The 13,778-nt window shown below is 61.5% G+C and carries 16 protein-coding genes; 14 read left to right on the top strand and 2 right to left on the bottom strand.

From position 1 onward, the window contains the following. Positions 1–76: 76 nt before the first annotated feature. The 8 genes from lepB (HMPREF2807_RS10370) to HMPREF2807_RS10405 all read left to right on the top strand — a co-directional run bounded on the left by lepB (HMPREF2807_RS10370) (position 77) and on the right by HMPREF2807_RS10405 (position 6,748). Positions 77–772: a signal peptidase I gene (gene lepB, locus HMPREF2807_RS10370; RefSeq protein ID WP_158396197.1), complete on the top strand. Its 696-nt coding sequence runs from the start codon at positions 77–79 to the stop codon at positions 770–772. Further along, a complete protein-coding gene (gene lepB, locus HMPREF2807_RS10375; RefSeq protein ID WP_046648046.1) occupies positions 750–1,451 on the top strand; it encodes a signal peptidase I in 702 nt (233 codons plus the stop codon). The genes lepB (HMPREF2807_RS10370) and lepB (HMPREF2807_RS10375) overlap by 23 nt, the downstream gene beginning before the upstream one ends. Positions 1,452–1,456: 5 nt before the next feature. Continuing rightward, positions 1,457–2,098, top strand: coding sequence for a ribonuclease HII (locus HMPREF2807_RS10380; RefSeq protein ID WP_046648047.1), 642 nt, complete (start codon positions 1,457–1,459; stop codon positions 2,096–2,098). An 87-nt stretch (positions 2,099–2,185) separates the two neighbouring features. After that, on the top strand, positions 2,186–2,491 hold the full coding sequence (locus HMPREF2807_RS10385) for a DUF2469 domain-containing protein (RefSeq protein ID WP_005528899.1): 306 nt from the start codon (positions 2,186–2,188) through the stop codon (positions 2,489–2,491). Positions 2,492–2,698: 207 nt separating this feature from the next. Then, entirely contained in the window at positions 2,699–3,136 is a 438-nt protein-coding gene (locus HMPREF2807_RS10390; RefSeq protein WP_070512622.1) for a YraN family protein, read from the top strand. After that, on the top strand, positions 3,123–4,646 hold the full coding sequence (locus HMPREF2807_RS10395; protein ID WP_070512625.1) for a YifB family Mg chelatase-like AAA ATPase: 1,524 nt from the start codon (positions 3,123–3,125) through the stop codon (positions 4,644–4,646). Before HMPREF2807_RS10390 ends, HMPREF2807_RS10395 begins: the two co-directional genes overlap by 14 nt. Continuing rightward, the gene (dprA, locus tag HMPREF2807_RS10400) at positions 4,643–5,821 is read left to right on the top strand and encodes a DNA-processing protein DprA (protein ID WP_070512629.1); all 1,179 of its coding nucleotides are present in this window, start codon (positions 4,643–4,645) and stop codon (positions 5,819–5,821) included. Before HMPREF2807_RS10395 ends, dprA begins: the two co-directional genes overlap by 4 nt. Before the next feature lie 15 nt (positions 5,822–5,836). Next, positions 5,837–6,748, top strand: coding sequence for a tyrosine recombinase XerC (locus tag HMPREF2807_RS10405; protein ID WP_070512632.1), 912 nt, complete (start codon positions 5,837–5,839; stop codon positions 6,746–6,748). Here the strand turns inward: HMPREF2807_RS10405 and HMPREF2807_RS10410 are convergent. Further along, a complete protein-coding gene (locus HMPREF2807_RS10410) occupies positions 6,711–7,217 on the bottom strand; it encodes a M23 family metallopeptidase (protein ID WP_049155391.1) in 507 nt (168 codons plus the stop codon). The two genes, HMPREF2807_RS10405 and HMPREF2807_RS10410, sit on opposite strands and share 38 nt — an antisense overlap. A 394-nt stretch (positions 7,218–7,611) precedes the next feature. Between HMPREF2807_RS10410 and rpsB the strand changes: the two genes are divergently transcribed. From rpsB to HMPREF2807_RS10435, 5 genes are all read left to right on the top strand, one after another. Continuing rightward, positions 7,612–8,439, top strand: a complete 828-nt coding sequence (gene rpsB / locus HMPREF2807_RS10415; protein ID WP_010190382.1) for a 30S ribosomal protein S2 — start codon at positions 7,612–7,614, stop codon at positions 8,437–8,439. Positions 8,440–8,686: 247 nt separating this feature from the next. After that, on the top strand, positions 8,687–9,499 hold the full coding sequence (gene tsf / locus HMPREF2807_RS10420) for a translation elongation factor Ts (RefSeq protein ID WP_046648053.1): 813 nt from the start codon (positions 8,687–8,689) through the stop codon (positions 9,497–9,499). Between the two features lie 248 nt (positions 9,500–9,747). Beyond that, complete coding sequence (pyrH, locus tag HMPREF2807_RS10425; protein ID WP_070512635.1) at positions 9,748–10,485, top strand: UMP kinase; 738 nt, start codon at positions 9,748–9,750, stop codon at positions 10,483–10,485. Positions 10,486–10,555: 70 nt separating this feature from the next. Next, a complete protein-coding gene (frr, locus tag HMPREF2807_RS10430) occupies positions 10,556–11,113 on the top strand; it encodes a ribosome recycling factor (RefSeq protein ID WP_046648055.1) in 558 nt (185 codons plus the stop codon). A 132-nt stretch (positions 11,114–11,245) separates the two neighbouring features. Beyond that, a complete protein-coding gene (locus tag HMPREF2807_RS10435; RefSeq protein ID WP_175973262.1) occupies positions 11,246–12,100 on the top strand; it encodes a phosphatidate cytidylyltransferase in 855 nt (284 codons plus the stop codon). A 3-nt stretch (positions 12,101–12,103) separates the two neighbouring features. Here the strand turns inward: HMPREF2807_RS10435 and HMPREF2807_RS10440 are convergent, their stop codons facing one another. Beyond that, the gene (locus HMPREF2807_RS10440; RefSeq protein ID WP_046648056.1) at positions 12,104–12,508 is read right to left on the bottom strand and encodes a LapA family protein; all 405 of its coding nucleotides are present in this window, start codon (positions 12,506–12,508) and stop codon (positions 12,104–12,106) included. A gap of 93 nt (positions 12,509–12,601) precedes the next feature. Between HMPREF2807_RS10440 and rlmN the strand changes: the two genes are divergently transcribed. Continuing rightward, the gene (gene rlmN / locus HMPREF2807_RS10445; protein ID WP_070512717.1) at positions 12,602–13,708 is read left to right on the top strand and encodes a dual-specificity RNA methyltransferase RlmN; all 1,107 of its coding nucleotides are present in this window, start codon (positions 12,602–12,604) and stop codon (positions 13,706–13,708) included. Positions 13,709–13,778 lie beyond the last annotated feature (70 nt).

Below are 13,778 nucleotides of genomic sequence, written 5' to 3' on the forward strand. Positions count from 1 at the left end.
CTTTACTGAAGGTTCCCAGGGCGCTGGGGGAGAGGCGTCGGAAAGCGCGGCATCCCCAACTGAGGACAAGAAGCAGATGCCTTGGTTGCTGGAGACTGTCATCGTGGTGGTCTGTGTGCTCGCGGTCGTTGGAGTTTTCCAGAACTTCGTGGGCCGGCAGTATGTCATCCCGTCCGGCTCCATGGAGCCGACACTGCACGGCTGCGAAGGGTGTAACAACGACCGTATCTTCACCGAGAAGGTTTCCTATTACGGCGACAAGAGCCCGGAGCCTGGTGATGTCGTGGTCTTTAAGGGGACCCCGGACTGGGACAGCAATTGGGTGTCGCCACGCTCCGATAACCCGGTGATCCACCGTATCCAGGATGCCCTGAGCTACGTGTCGCTCACCCCGCCCGACGAGAACACCTTGGTAAAGCGCGTCATTGCCACCGGTGGCCAGACGGTGTCCTGCCAGGAGGGGGATCCGGCAGTCATGGTGGATGGCAAGCCTATTGAGCAGGATTATGTGCAGGATCCGCCAACCTATCGCGTTGATGAGACCACCGGTTCCTACGCCTGCGGCGGCGCGTATTTTGGCCCCGTGACCGTGCCTGAGGGCAATATCTGGGTAATGGGAGATAACCGCACGGCCTCCGCGGACTCGCGTTATCACATGCAGGATGAGTACCAAGGAACTATCCCGCTGGAAAACGTTCGCGGCAAGGTGATGTTCATCTTCTTCCCCTTCAACCGCATCGGTGGAGTCGATGACCCGGACATCCAGTCCTAGAGTTCGCGATGTCCTGTGGGCGCTGGCAGTTACCTTCGTGGTGCTGGCGCTGATTCAGGCCTTCGTGGGCAGGATGTACCTCATCCCGTCCTCCTCCATGGAACCCACACTGCATGGCTGCCCGGGATGTACGAATGACCGCATCGCCGTGCAGAAGGTGAGCTATTACTTCAACGACCCGCGTCCTGGGGAGGTCGTGGTCTTTTCCGGGCCAGACTCGTGGAACACGTCTTTTGAGGTGAAGCGTTCCCGCAACGTGCTCCTGCGCGGCATACAAAACCTTGGTGCCGCCGTGGGGCTCGTTCCCAACGGCGACAACATCTTGGTCAAGCGAGTCATCGCCACCGGCGGGCAGACCGTGTCATGCCAGGAGGGGGATCCAGCCGTGATGGTGGATGGCAAGCCCACCAACCAGGACTTCGTTCTGAATCCGCCGGAGATACCTGTTGATGAACGCGTGGGCTCGCAGGCCTGCGGTGGCGCCTACTTTGGTCCCGTCACGGTCCCGGAGGGTCACCTGTGGGTCATGGGAGACAATCGTACAAACTCGCTGGATTCGCGCGCTCACCTCGGAGACAAACTGCAGGGCACCGTACCCGTGGAGAACGTGCGCGGGAAGGTTTCCGCCGTGGTGATGCCGTTCAGCCGCGCCCAGACTATCGATGCTCAACCGGTGTAAACGCTATGCGCCGTCTCAAACAGAAGAGAACCTATGAGGTTGCGCTCTCCAAGGCGGGGCTGGGGCCTGTCGCGGGGGTGGATGAAGCCGGGCGTGGGGCCTGCTGCGGGCCGGTGACGATTGCCGCGTGCATTTTGCCCGATCGCATCATTCCCGGTTTGGAGCGGCTCGATGACTCGAAGAAGCTCACGCCGGCGGCCAGGGAGAAGCTGGAGCCGCTGATCAAACGTCGCGCGCTGGCGTGGTCGGTGGTGCACGTGGGAGCAAAGGACATCGATGCCTTTGGCATCCAGCACGCCAACCTGTCGGGGATGCGCCGCGCGGTGGCACAGCTTAAGGTCCGACCGGGCTATGTGCTGAGCGACGCCCTCTTTGTCCCCGGCCTGCCTACCCCGCAACTGCCGATCATCGGCGGCGATACTGCCGCACGCTGCATCGCTGCGGCAAGCGTTGTGGCCAAGGTGTCTCGTGATCGCTTGATGGATGAGCTCGCGCAGCGCTACCCGGGCTATGCCTTGGAATCGCATAAGGGGTATGGCACCGCCGCACACCAAGAGGCCATCGTGCAGTTGGGAGCGACGCCGGAGCACCGCATGAGTTATCGCAACGTTGCTGGGGCTCATGCGCAATTCCTCGCGCGCGCCTGAAGCCTGAGGCGGGGTGCGGGAACTAAGCTGGTGCTCAATCTGTGACACCGTGATCCCGGTTGATTGTGAGCGAAGGAGAAGCACACCGTGAGCGCTGAGGAACTCGATAACTACGAGGCTGAAGTCGAGCTGTCGCTGTACCGCGAATACCGCGATGTAGTCAGCCAATTCTCCTATGTGGTGGAAACCGAACGCAGGTTTTACCTGGCCAATGCGGTCGAGCTCATTCCGCATACGTCTGGACCGGACGTCTATTACGAGGTCCGCATGTCCGATGCATGGGTATGGGATATGTACCGCTCGGCGCGCTTTGTGCGCTACGTCCGTGTGATCACTTACAAGGACGTCAACATTGAAGAGCTGGACAAGCCGGACTTTGTCCTCCCAGAGTAAAGCTCATGTGCGGGGTGCGGGTGCCAATAAAGTGGTGAGCCCGGACTAGTTATCCACAGATTTGGTGTGGGGAGGCTCAAAGCTCTCGCCAGGGGGATGCCGAGTGAGGTGTTCTGGAAGTGCCGTAAGGGGGTGTGCGGCACAGGAATTGTCTTGTGTCGTGCTTGCGGCGTGTTGTCTACACGTTCAATTCCAAGGAGCACCATAATGACAAAAAATCTAGCGACTTCCGTGCATTCACCGAGCGTGGGGCAGACCATCCGCCCTGCGGATGCACTGGGGAAAGCGGGGGAGAAGTTCGCCGCTGACTTTTACCGAGCGCGCGGGGCTCAGGTGATAGCCGCGAACGTCCACTACCGCGTGGGCGAACTCGACCTCGTTGTGCGCGAGCCTGATGGAACCATCGTCTTCTGTGAAGTTAAAACCCGGGCAACCCGCAACTTTGGCGTGGCTGAAGCGGTAACACCGCGCAAGCTAAAGCGCCTTCGCAAGGCTGCCGCGCAGTGGCTGAGCGCAAGTCGGAGTACTACCCAGCCCTTAAGCAAGGTTCGCTTTGATGTACTCGGGCTCGTGTCCACAGGGGCTGAGAAGGGGGAAACCTTCGACGTGGAGTATTTCCAGGGAGTTGACCATGGCTCTCGGTAGGTGCGACACGATTGCGCTAGATGGCGTGCTGGCCAGGGTGGTCACCGTGGAAGCCAACGTGGGTCCCGGGCTTCCCGGTGTCTATGTGGTGGGACTGGGTGATGCCGCGATTTCGGAGTCGCGGGATCGCATCCGGACCGCGGTGAGCAACTCGCACCTACCGTGGCCGAAAACAAAGGTCGTGGTGTCCATGTCACCAGCATCGTTGCCCAAGGCCGGCGCACATTTCGATCTCCCCATGGCGCTGGCTATCTTAGCGGCAGGTCAGAGCGAGAAAAGTCGGCTCAGCGGGGCGCTCGTGCTCGGCGAGTTGGGACTGGACGGGCAGGTTCGCCCGGTCTCCGGCATCATCCCGGCGATTCTGGCGGCGCGCTCGCAAGGCTATGACACGCTGATCATTCCGGTTGGTAATGCGGCGGAAGCAGCATTGGTTCCCGGCATGCGAGTGCTGGTTGCCGAAACCCTCTGGGATGCTTTCGCTTGGGTATGCGGGAGTGATTGCCTGCCGGACGCACAGCTGATCACGCACGCTGCGGCGCCTGCGCGCGAACAGATTGCAGATTTCAGCGAGGTAGCCGGACAGCGGGAAGCCAAGTGGGCAGCAGAGGTTGCCGCGGCTGGCGGCCATCACGTGATGATGGTGGGGCCACCTGGTTCCGGCAAATCAATGATTGCTTCGCGTTTGCCGGGCATCCTTCCGCGCTTGACCACGGAAGAAGCGGTGGAGGCTACCGCGATCCACTCGGTGGCGGGAGCCGTTGGCACGGCGATTTCCCGGGCGCCTTTCATCGCGCCGCACGCTTCGGTCACGAGGGCCGCGCTGATCGGCGGTGGATCGGGGCGCCCGCGGCCAGGTGCGGTGAGTCTGGCGCACCATGGAGTGCTCTTTCTCGACGAGGTCAGCGAGGTTCCGGCGCAAGTACTGGATAGCTTGCGCGCACCGCTGGAAGAAGGACAGGTGCGCCTGACTCGGGCTAGCCGCGAGGTAATCTTTCCCGCCCGCTTTCAACTGGTGTTGGCTGCGAACCCGTGCCGCTGTGGCGCTGAGGAACCGTCACGCTGCGAATGCCGGGCAGCAGACAGGATGAACTACCTATCCAACCTTTCGGGCCCATTGCGCGACCGCCTCGACATCATTGTGTCTTTGTCGGGGCAATCCGCGGTACTGCACCCAGAAGGGGAGGAAACCTCCGCAGACATTGCTCAACGCGTGGCCGCCGCCAGGGAACGAATGAAGGCGCGCTGGGAGGCCGATGGGCTGGGAAGCGTAGTCAATGGCGCCGTGTCTGCTTCCTATTTGCGGCGTCATCGCCCAGCAGCGGAGTCGGCGATGATTATGCTTGCTGCCTACTTGGCTGAAGGGGAGCTCAGCCAGCGTGGGGTGGATCGTGTGCTGCGCTTGGCGTGGACGTTGGCAGACCTCGATGGAACCGCCCGTCCCGAGCTCGACCACGTCAGCCGCGCACTCGATCTCCGTGGCGCTGACACGATCGAAAGGCTGGCCGCATGAGCGAACTCAACGTGTCGACCAGCCGTCACACCTGGGCCTACCTCAACCGCGTGGTGGAAGGACCCTCACCAACCCTCCACGGTCTGCTGACCCAATACCCGGCTGAGGAGATAGCGCGAGGAATCTATAAGGGAGAGGACTGGATCGGGCCCCTGCAGCAGGCCACGGCATCGCGGCGGGACTGGCTACGACAAGACGAAGACCTCGCTGCCGCAGAGGCGGTCGGAGCCCGGCTCATCACACCCGATGACGCGGAGTGGCCCGGGGAGGAATTTGCCCGTGCCTTTGGGTTCTACCAGCAGGGGCTCGTCGATGCCCCGGCGACGTTTGATGACCAAGCAGTCCCGCCCCACAGCCTCTGGGTTCGCGGCGGGAACCTGCGCGAAGCGGTAGCCCAATCCGTTGCCCTGGTGGGCACGCGCGCCGTGAGCCGGTACGGCTGGGAGGCGGGCTCACTTCTGGCTGGTGGCCTCGCAGCGCACCAATGGACCGTGGTGTCCGGTGGGGCAGTGGGGGTTGATACAGCGGTGCACGAGGCAGCTCTCGACGCAGGTGGGCAGACCGTCGCGGTGGCGGCCTGCGGTATTGACATTTCCTACCCGGCGCGCAATGCACGTCTCTTTGACAGGATTGCCGGGAATGGGTGCATCGTGTCCGAGTTCGCGCCGGGCACACGGCCACAGCGCTTCCGCTTCTTGTCCCGCAACCGCCTCGTGGCGGCGATGACCAGCGGCACCGTGGTGGTGGAAGCCGGGTTTCGTTCTGGCGCGTTGAACACGCTGAACTGGGCGGAGGCTCTGGGCCGGGTTGCCATGGCGGTGCCGGGCCCAGTCACGACGTCTGGGTCCTTGGGGTGCCACCAACGCATCCAGGATGGGCGAGCGCAACTGGTGGCCTCAGTCGACGAAATACGTGGACTCGTGGGCAAAGTCGGGGAAGTGGACGCTGCGGGTCAGTATGAACTTGAGTTCCAGCCAACCCCGGTACAACGCTTGTCCCGCAACGAGCTCAAAGTGTATGACTCCACTCCGCCGGAAAGTGCGGAGGAGGGAGCGAGTGCGGAGGATATCGCGGCTGCTGCGGGAATGCGGGTGGCGCTGACCATCCACCTGCTCGTGGCGATGCAAAAGATGGGGGTGATAACGCGCTCGGGCGCGATGTGGCAGCGCACCTGAGTACACTCATGTGACATGAGTGGAGCATGTGGTAACAGTGAGCGGCGCGTGGGTGGCCAGCTGGAGGAAGCGATCGAGGACTTTGCGGATTACCAGCGCATCGTTCGCGGCCGCTCCGAGGCGACTGTCCGTGGCTACTGTTCAGACCTGCGCCTGCTGGCTGCCGACGTCCCGAGTTTCTCGTCATTTACTCTCAACGCCCTCCGTGCATGGCTGGCGGGTGCCGTCGATGAGGGAAAGTCTCGCTCCACGCTGGCGCGGCGTACCGCAGCGGTGCGCGCCTTTTCCACGTGGGCCGCGCGTGAGGGGCACCTCGAGACTGATGTCGCCCAGCGCCTGGCTACGCCCAAGGTGGGCAAGCATCTGCCCACTGTGATGTCGCCCGCCGCCGCCGGGGAACTGATGGGCAATGCGGTCTCCGCCGATGAGATCCATTTCCTGCGTGATAGCGCCATGCTCGAGTTTCTCTATGCCACCGGTGCGCGTGTAGCCGAATTGGTGAGCCTGGACATCGGGGATGTGGATCTTTCCCGCAGCACCGCGCGCGTGACCGGTAAAGGCAATAAGCAGCGCGTCGTTCCCTTCGGGGACGCGGCCCACGACGCGCTGCGCGCCTGGCTGAAGACGGGGCGCCCCGAGCTCGCCGGTGAAACGGAAGCGGTCTTCGTGGGCACGCGCGGACGCCGAATCGATGCGCGCCAGGTCCGCCGCGTCGTCGAACGCGCCGCACAAGTCACGGGCGCGCCGGGGCTCACCCCGCACGGCCTACGCCACTCCGCGGCTACGCATCTGCTCGAGGGCGGGGCCGATTTACGCATCGTGCAAGAGTTGCTCGGCCATTCTTCTCTGCAGACCACGCAGGTCTATACGCACGTTTCTGCCCAGCGCCTTAAGGACGTCTACGCTCGCTCCCACCCGCGGGCTTGAGTCGAATGACGGGCTCGCCGAGGAGATCCAGCGGGTTGATGTAGTCCTCGCGACCTTTAATTGCACCCCAATGGAGTCCCGGATAGCCATCCACGGACGGCGCGAGCGTGCCGATCACGTCTCCTTCCTGCACTCGGTCACCTTTCTTAACCCGCGCGAACACTGGTTGATAAGTGGTGCGTAGGCCGTTGCCATGAGCAATCGAAAGGGCTGGCTTACCCGCTATGGAGCCTGCGAAGTACACAACGCCGTCGCCAGCGGCACGCACCTTACCGCCGACAGGTAGATCCAGATCGACACCGCGGTGCCCGGCCATCCACCGCTTCTCAGGAGGTTCGAAGCCGCGCAAGACACGCGAAACAACCGGCTCCCCAGTGGTGGGGTCGACGAAGGCGGCGGCGAGGGGGACGTCGGCAAGCGCGGCCCAAACGCATAGCAGGGCAGATAAACAAAGTAGACGGTGACGCATGACCTCAAGCCTGCGCGTGAGCGCGGCTCGAGGGAAGAGCGTGCGGTCGACCTGTGGATAACTCGTTACAGAAGTAACCCATGGTGCGCTAGGGAAAAGTTCGTTAAGCCTGTCAACAATCCAGCGGAGGTGATTCGGTCGCGTCGTTTGGAATCACCGTGTGTGCAGTACTAAGCTAGCCCACAGCAGTCTGTGCTCGGCACCGAATGGTTACCACATGGACTGACTACGCGCGGCGAAGTAGTCGCTTCCTGGGTTAAGGAAGAGACAGTCTGTGGTTGACGCGGTCCCCACAATGATGGGGTGTTGACCAAGGCCTTCGTTGCTAGGGTGCGGAATAAAACACCGCACAATTTTTGCAAAACCGAAACAACGTATAGAAAGCGAGCGAATCATGGCAGTTGTAACCATGCGCGAGCTCCTCGACGCTGGTGTCCACTTCGGTCACCAGACCCGTCGCTGGAACCCGAAGATGAAGCGTTTCATCTTCACCGACCGTAACGGCATCTACATCATCGACCTGCAGCAGACGCTGACCTACATCGATGAGGCCTTCGAGTTCGTGAAGGAAACCGTCGCACACGGCGGCACCATCCTCTTCGTTGGTACCAAGAAGCAGGCTCAGGAAGCTGTTGCTGAAGAGGCTTCCCGCGTTGGTATGCCGTACGTGAACCACCGCTGGCTCGGCGGCATGCTCACCAACTTCCAGACCGTCTCCAAGCGCCTGAAGCGCATGAAGGAGCTGCAGGCTATGGATGCAGCTGAGGACGGCTACAAGGGCCGCACCAAGAAGGAAGTTCTGATGCTGACCCGCGAGCGCACCAAGCTGGAGCGCGTCCTGGGTGGTATCTCCGATATGACCAAGGCTCCGTCCGCACTGTGGATCGTTGACACCAACAAGGAGCACATCGCGGTCAAGGAAGCCCAGAAGCTTAACATCCCGGTTGTTGCCATCCTGGACACCAACTGCGACCCGGATGAGGTCGATTTCCCGATTCCGGGCAACGACGACGCTATCCGCGCCACCAAGCTGCTCTCCGGCATCATCGCCACCGCTGTGGATGAGGGCAAGAAGGCTCGCGAGGAGCGCCAGCTTGCACAGGCCAAGGAGGCTGCCGGCGACACCGCTGAGAAGGACGCCCGCGATGCCGCTGAGGCTGCCGCTGCGTCTGACCCGGCTTCCGCTGAGAAGTCCGAGGACGCCGAGAAGTCCGCAGAGTAATCTGCATACCTGAAGCCCCCGTACCGCGCGGCGCCTACTGTCCGCGGCGATGGGGGCTTTTTCTCACGTGTTTTCCGAAGCTTGCGAAGGCGCGTGACACACCACAGGGGTGAAACACCACGCAGAGGGTTTCCTCCGTTGGGGGAGTGGGAGAAAGCTAACACCCCCTCAACGCGACGTGGTGGTAGCGATTCAGCTACGCTGTTTCAACGAATACCGTTTAAATCCAAGGAGGATCGCTCCAACTATGGCGAACTACACTGCTGCAGACGTAAAGGCATTGCGTGAGGCCACCGGCGCCGGCATGCTCGATTGCAAGAAGGCTCTCGACGAGTCCCAGGGTGACTACGACAAGGCCGTCGAGTACCTGCGCATCAAGGGCGCAAAGAACGTGTCCAAGCGCGCTGAGCGTGAGGCAACTGAGGGCCTGATTGCTGTCTCCGGCAACACGATGGTGGAGATCAACTGCGAGACCGACTTCGTGGCCAAGAACGAGGCTTTCAAGTCCTTCGCTGCCAAGATCGCTGAGGCTGCTGGTGAGGCCAAGGTCAACTCCGGTGAGGAACTCAACAACCTGGAGATTGACGGCAAGAAGGTTTCCGAGGTCGTCGACGAAGAGTCCGCAAAGACCGGCGAGAAGCTGCAGGCCCGCCGTGCCGTCACCATTGAGGGTGACAACGTAGCTGTGTACCTGCACCAGCGTTCCGCTGACCTGCCGCCGGCAGTGGGTGTCCTGGTGTCCTACGAGGGCAACGCAGAAGGCGCTCACGCAGTCGCTCTCCAGATCGCAGCTATGAACGCTGAGTACCTCACCCGCGAGGACGTTCCGGCTGAGATCGTTGAGAAGGAGCGCGAGATCGCTGAGGCCACCACCCGTGAGGAGGGCAAGCCGGAGGCTGCCCTGCCGAAGATTGTGGAAGGCCGCCTGAACGGCTTCTACAAGTCTGTGGTCCTGCTGGAGCAGGCAGCACTGTCTGACTCCAAGAAGACCGTTAAGCAGGTCGCAGACGAGGCTGGCACCACCATTACCGGTTTCGTCCGTTACGAGGTCGGCGTCTAAGCGCTTCTGAAGCTTTCGCAGTCATGGCCGCATGTCGTGCGGCGGCTGCCTTCCGTTCCCTCCTCCACTCCTTTTCCCTACGCCGTGTGGCCAAAGGAAAGAAGTGGGGGAGGGAGTTCGCTGTTTTAGCCTGCCCCTGAGGGTGGGGCTCGCACGCAGCTGAGTATTAGCAAGCGGCTTCCTATGGTTAAGATGGAACAGAATTATTCAAGCGCTTAACTGAAGCGTCGCCATGCGTGAAGGAGACGATGAAGACCGTGACCAACCCTGAACCGAAGCGAACCGGATACAAGCGAGTCATGCTCAAGCTGGGCGGTGAGATGTTCGGCGGTGGCAAGGTCGGCATCGACCCTGATGTGGTAGAAAACGTCGCCCGCCAAATTGCCGAGGTGGCGCAGCAGGGGACCGAAATCGCCGTCGTTATCGGCGGCGGTAACTTCTTCCGCGGCGCCGAACTTTCCCAGCGCGGCATGGACCGCGCGCGCTCCGACTACATGGGCATGCTCGGCACCGTCATGAACTCCCTGGCGCTGCAGGACTTTCTCAAACAGCAGGGCATCGACTGCCGCGTGCAGACCTCCATCAACATGGCACAGATCGCTGAGCCCTACCTCCCGCTGCGTGCCGACCGCCACTTGGAAAAGGGCCGCGTCGTCATCTTCGGCGCCGGAATGGGCATGCCGTACTTCTCCACCGATACCACTGCGGCGCAGCGAGCCCTAGAGATCGGCGCGGAAGTCCTCTTCTTGGCCAAGGCAGTCGATGGCGTCTATTCGGCCGACCCCCGCACCAACCCGGATGCCGAACTGTATTCCGAAATCACCCCGCGTGAGGTTATTGAGAAGGGTCTGAAGGTGGCCGATGCCACCGCATTCAGCCTCTGTATGGACAACAATATGCCGATTTTGGTCTTCAACCTTCTCACGGAAGGCAATATCAAGCGCGCTGTCAACGGCGAGCAGATCGGCACGCTGGTCCAGTCCTAGTACAAATGGGCTGCGACCTGCTAAATTCTTTCCCAGAACTTTTGACTATTTCAAGGGAGTTGTAACCCTCATGATCGACGAGATCCAGCTCGAAGCTGAAGAGCACATGACCGCTTCGGTAGAGCACACCCGTGAGCAGCTGCTCACCATCCGCACCGGCCGCGCCAACCCGTCCATGTTTAACGGCTTGGTCGCTGAGTACTACGGGGTTCCGACCCCGATTACCCAGATGGCCACCATCTCGGTCCCTGAGCCGCGCATGCTGCTCATCAAGCCTTATGAGCAGTCCGTGATGAATGAGATTGAGAACGCAATTCGCAACTCGGATCTCGGTGTGAACCCGACCAATGATGGTCAGGTACTGCGAGTGACCATCCCGCAGCTGACCGAGGAGCGCCGCCGCGACATGGTCAAGATGGCCAAGAGCAAGGGCGAGGACGGCAAGATTGCTATCCGCAACATCCGCCGCCGTGCCATGGAGCAGCTGAAGAAGCTGCAGAAGGATGGCGACGCGGGTGAGGACGAAGTTATCGCCGCCGAGAAGGAGATGGAAAAGATTACGTCCGGCTACATCGAGCAGGTGGACCAGCTCGTAGCCAACAAGGAAGAAGAGCTCATGGAGGTCTAGCCTCCGCGCTCACAGAGTTTTGACTTGCCGCCGCGCCAGGCACCGACCAGCACGGCGGTCTTTTCTGTGTAGAACTTGACTTACCCCACGATTGAATGAGGAGCACGCGTGAGCACTGAGCACTCGAGCCGAATGCCCAAACCCAAAAACTCCGCGGGTCGAGACATGCCCGCGGCGATTGCCGTTGGCGTTGGTTTGGGCGCGCTCGTTGTCTTTGCGGTGTGGGCCGGGCCCCTTGTGTGGTACCTCGTCGTAGCCACAGCGCTGGGCCTAGCCATGTGGGAGGTTCTTACTCGGCTGCGGGAGCACTCCTACTACGTTCCGCGGACGTTGCTCATCGTCCTGGGCCAAGCCATGGTGTGGGTCTCGTGGTTCCTCAATGCCTCCGGCCTCGTCGCGGTTTATGTGGTTGCGGTCTTGGCGCTCATGTTCGGCCGCCTCTTTCACAACGGCAGACATCGCCCCCCGATCAACTATTTGCGCGATATGTCCGTGGGTATTTTCGTTCTCACCTGGATCCCACTTTTTGGCACCTTTGCCGCGATGCTTTCGCGGGTGGAGACGCCCTTCGCCTCGGGGGCGGCGTCGATTGTCGTGTTTATGCTCTGCGTCGTCGCCTCCGACACCGGTGGTTTCATCGCCGGCGTGATGTTTGGATCGCACCCCATGGCCCCCGCGGTGAGCCCCAAGAAGTCGTGGGAGGGCTTTGCCGGCTCGGTAGTTTTCGGCACCCTGACCGGTGCATTGAGTTTCGCGTTCCTGCTGCACCACACTCCATGGGTGGGCGCGCTCATGGGCCTCGGGCTCGTTTTCTGCGCCACCCTCGGTGACTTGGTGGAGTCTCAGTTTAAGCGGGAATTGGGCATCAAGGATATGTCTGCCTTGCTGCCCGGTCACGGCGGCATCATGGACCGCCTGGATGGCATGCTGCCATCCGCGATGGTCACGTGGGTGGCAATGAGCTTCCTGACCACCCTGGCGCCGTAGGTCTTAGCGGCGCGCTTGCTTGCGTACCTGGCGGCGCAACTCGAACATGCGCCAGCCGCCCACCAGGGCCATAATGAGCGCGCCGGCAATGGCGCAGATGAGGTAAGTGACACCGGCGGGGAACTGCACTGACCAGTTAAGGAAGTTCAGCGGTACTTGGTGCTGGTTCTGCAGGATGAAGATGATAAGGACGATGAGCAGCAGGAAGCCCACGATGAGGGCAATCCACGTGCTGGCGGCGAAGGAGCCCTTGACCTTTCCGTCATTTTTATTGTCATAGTCGGTTGCGCGCGGAGCCGGCTCCACCGCACCGCCACCGGAAGTGGTTTCCGCAGACAGGTCGGTCAGCGGCTCGTCGGCCGGAGCGGTGGTGCGGAATTCCTCAGGGGAGTTTTCTGGATTCGTCATGCATCTATTAAATAGGTTGAGATGTCACTTTCGCCACTCCAGCAGAGCCTAGATTGGATAATGTGGCTGAAAACGTGGAAAATGGGCTCTACCATGGCTGAACCACTGAAACTGAATTTCTCCGCTCCGCGCCGCGGGCTACCCCCGAAGCACTTCGCGGACCTGACCGAGGCCGAGCGCATTGAGGCGCTCGCGGAACTTGGCCTGCCTAAGTTCCGGGCAAAGCAGCTGGCCAAGCACTACTACGTCCACCACACCGCCGATGTTTCCGAGATGACGGATATCCCGGCTGCCTCCCGCGAGGCAGTCCAGGAGCGTTTGTTCCCCACGCTCATGCAACCCATTCGGCAGACTTCCACCGACGACGGCGAGACCACCAAGTCCCTGTGGCGTTTGCACGACGGCACGCTGCTGGAGTCCGTGCTCATGCGCTACCCAGGGCGCGCCACCCTGTGTATCTCCTCCCAGGCCGGGTGCGGCATGGCCTGTCCGTTCTGCGCCACCGGCCAGGGCGGGCTGGACCGCAACCTGTCCACCGCGGAAATTGTGGAGCAGTTTAGGCACGCTGCTCGCCTTTTGGAAGAGGAAGGCGGGCGCTTAAGCAACGTTGTCTTCATGGGCATGGGCGAGCCGCTGGCCAACTACAAGCGCGTGGTTCATGCGGTGCGCCAGATTACCGGACCTGATCTCAGCGGCTTCGGATTGTCCCAGCGCAACGTCACTGTATCGACGGTGGGGCTGGCCCCGGCCATCCGCAAGCTCGCGGATGAGGATTTGTCCTGCACCCTCGCAGTGTCCCTGCACACCCCGGACGATGAGCTGCGCGATACTCTCGTGCCGGTCAACAACCGCTGGCCGGTCGAGGAGGTGCTCGATGCCGCCAAGTACTATGCCGATAAGTCTGGCCGCCGCGTCTCCATCGAGTATGCGCTGATCCGCGATAAGAACGATCAGGATTTCCGCGCCGACATGCTGGGCCGGAAGCTCCATGCGGCGCTGGGCTCCAAGGTTCACGTCAACGTCATTCCGCTTAACCCCACGCCGGGTTCCGAGTGGGACGCCGCTCCGAAGGCGCGTCAGGACGAGTTCGTCCGCCGCGTCATCGCGCAGGGCGTGCCGTGTACCGTGCGCGATACCAAGGGCGATGAAATCGCTGCGGCCTGTGGTCAGCTTGCCGCTGACGAGCGCGAGACGGCTTAAGCACCCTGCTTACAGTTTCCTAACAATAGTTTTTCGGAGAACGAAGCATTAATGGTTCTTGATACTGTTA

Origin of the sequence: Corynebacterium sp. HMSC074A09, from assembly GCF_001811545.1 — a bacterium.
Classification (GTDB): Bacteria; Actinomycetota; Actinomycetes; order Mycobacteriales; family Mycobacteriaceae; genus Corynebacterium; species Corynebacterium hiratae.

What these genes read in the sequence shown, in the direction of transcription:
- HMPREF2807_RS10410 (WP_049155391.1), bottom strand. Translation starts at nt 7,217, where the DNA reads ATGCGTCACCGTCTACTTTGTTTATCTGCCCTGCTATGCGTTTGGGCC.
- lepB (WP_046648046.1), top strand. Translation starts at nt 750, where the DNA reads ATGACCCGGACATCCAGTCCTAGAGTTCGCGATGTCCTGTGGGCGCTG.
- HMPREF2807_RS10405 (WP_070512632.1), top strand. Translation starts at nt 5,837, where the DNA reads ATGAGTGGAGCATGTGGTAACAGTGAGCGGCGCGTGGGTGGCCAGCTG.
- HMPREF2807_RS10390 (WP_070512622.1), top strand. Translation starts at nt 2,699, where the DNA reads ATGACAAAAAATCTAGCGACTTCCGTGCATTCACCGAGCGTGGGGCAG.
- dprA (WP_070512629.1), top strand. Translation starts at nt 4,643, where the DNA reads ATGAGCGAACTCAACGTGTCGACCAGCCGTCACACCTGGGCCTACCTC.
- HMPREF2807_RS10435 (WP_175973262.1), top strand. Translation starts at nt 11,246, where the DNA reads ATGCCCAAACCCAAAAACTCCGCGGGTCGAGACATGCCCGCGGCGATT.
- rpsB (WP_010190382.1), top strand. Translation starts at nt 7,612, where the DNA reads ATGGCAGTTGTAACCATGCGCGAGCTCCTCGACGCTGGTGTCCACTTC.
- lepB (WP_158396197.1), top strand. Translation starts at nt 77, where the DNA reads ATGCCTTGGTTGCTGGAGACTGTCATCGTGGTGGTCTGTGTGCTCGCG.
- HMPREF2807_RS10440 (WP_046648056.1), bottom strand. Translation starts at nt 12,508, where the DNA reads ATGACGAATCCAGAAAACTCCCCTGAGGAATTCCGCACCACCGCTCCG.
- tsf (WP_046648053.1), top strand. Translation starts at nt 8,687, where the DNA reads ATGGCGAACTACACTGCTGCAGACGTAAAGGCATTGCGTGAGGCCACC.
- frr (WP_046648055.1), top strand. Translation starts at nt 10,556, where the DNA reads ATGATCGACGAGATCCAGCTCGAAGCTGAAGAGCACATGACCGCTTCG.
- rlmN (WP_070512717.1), top strand. Translation starts at nt 12,602, where the DNA reads ATGGCTGAACCACTGAAACTGAATTTCTCCGCTCCGCGCCGCGGGCTA.
- HMPREF2807_RS10380 (WP_046648047.1), top strand. Translation starts at nt 1,457, where the DNA reads ATGCGCCGTCTCAAACAGAAGAGAACCTATGAGGTTGCGCTCTCCAAG.
- pyrH (WP_070512635.1), top strand. Translation starts at nt 9,748, where the DNA reads ATGAAGACCGTGACCAACCCTGAACCGAAGCGAACCGGATACAAGCGA.
- HMPREF2807_RS10395 (WP_070512625.1), top strand. Translation starts at nt 3,123, where the DNA reads ATGGCTCTCGGTAGGTGCGACACGATTGCGCTAGATGGCGTGCTGGCC.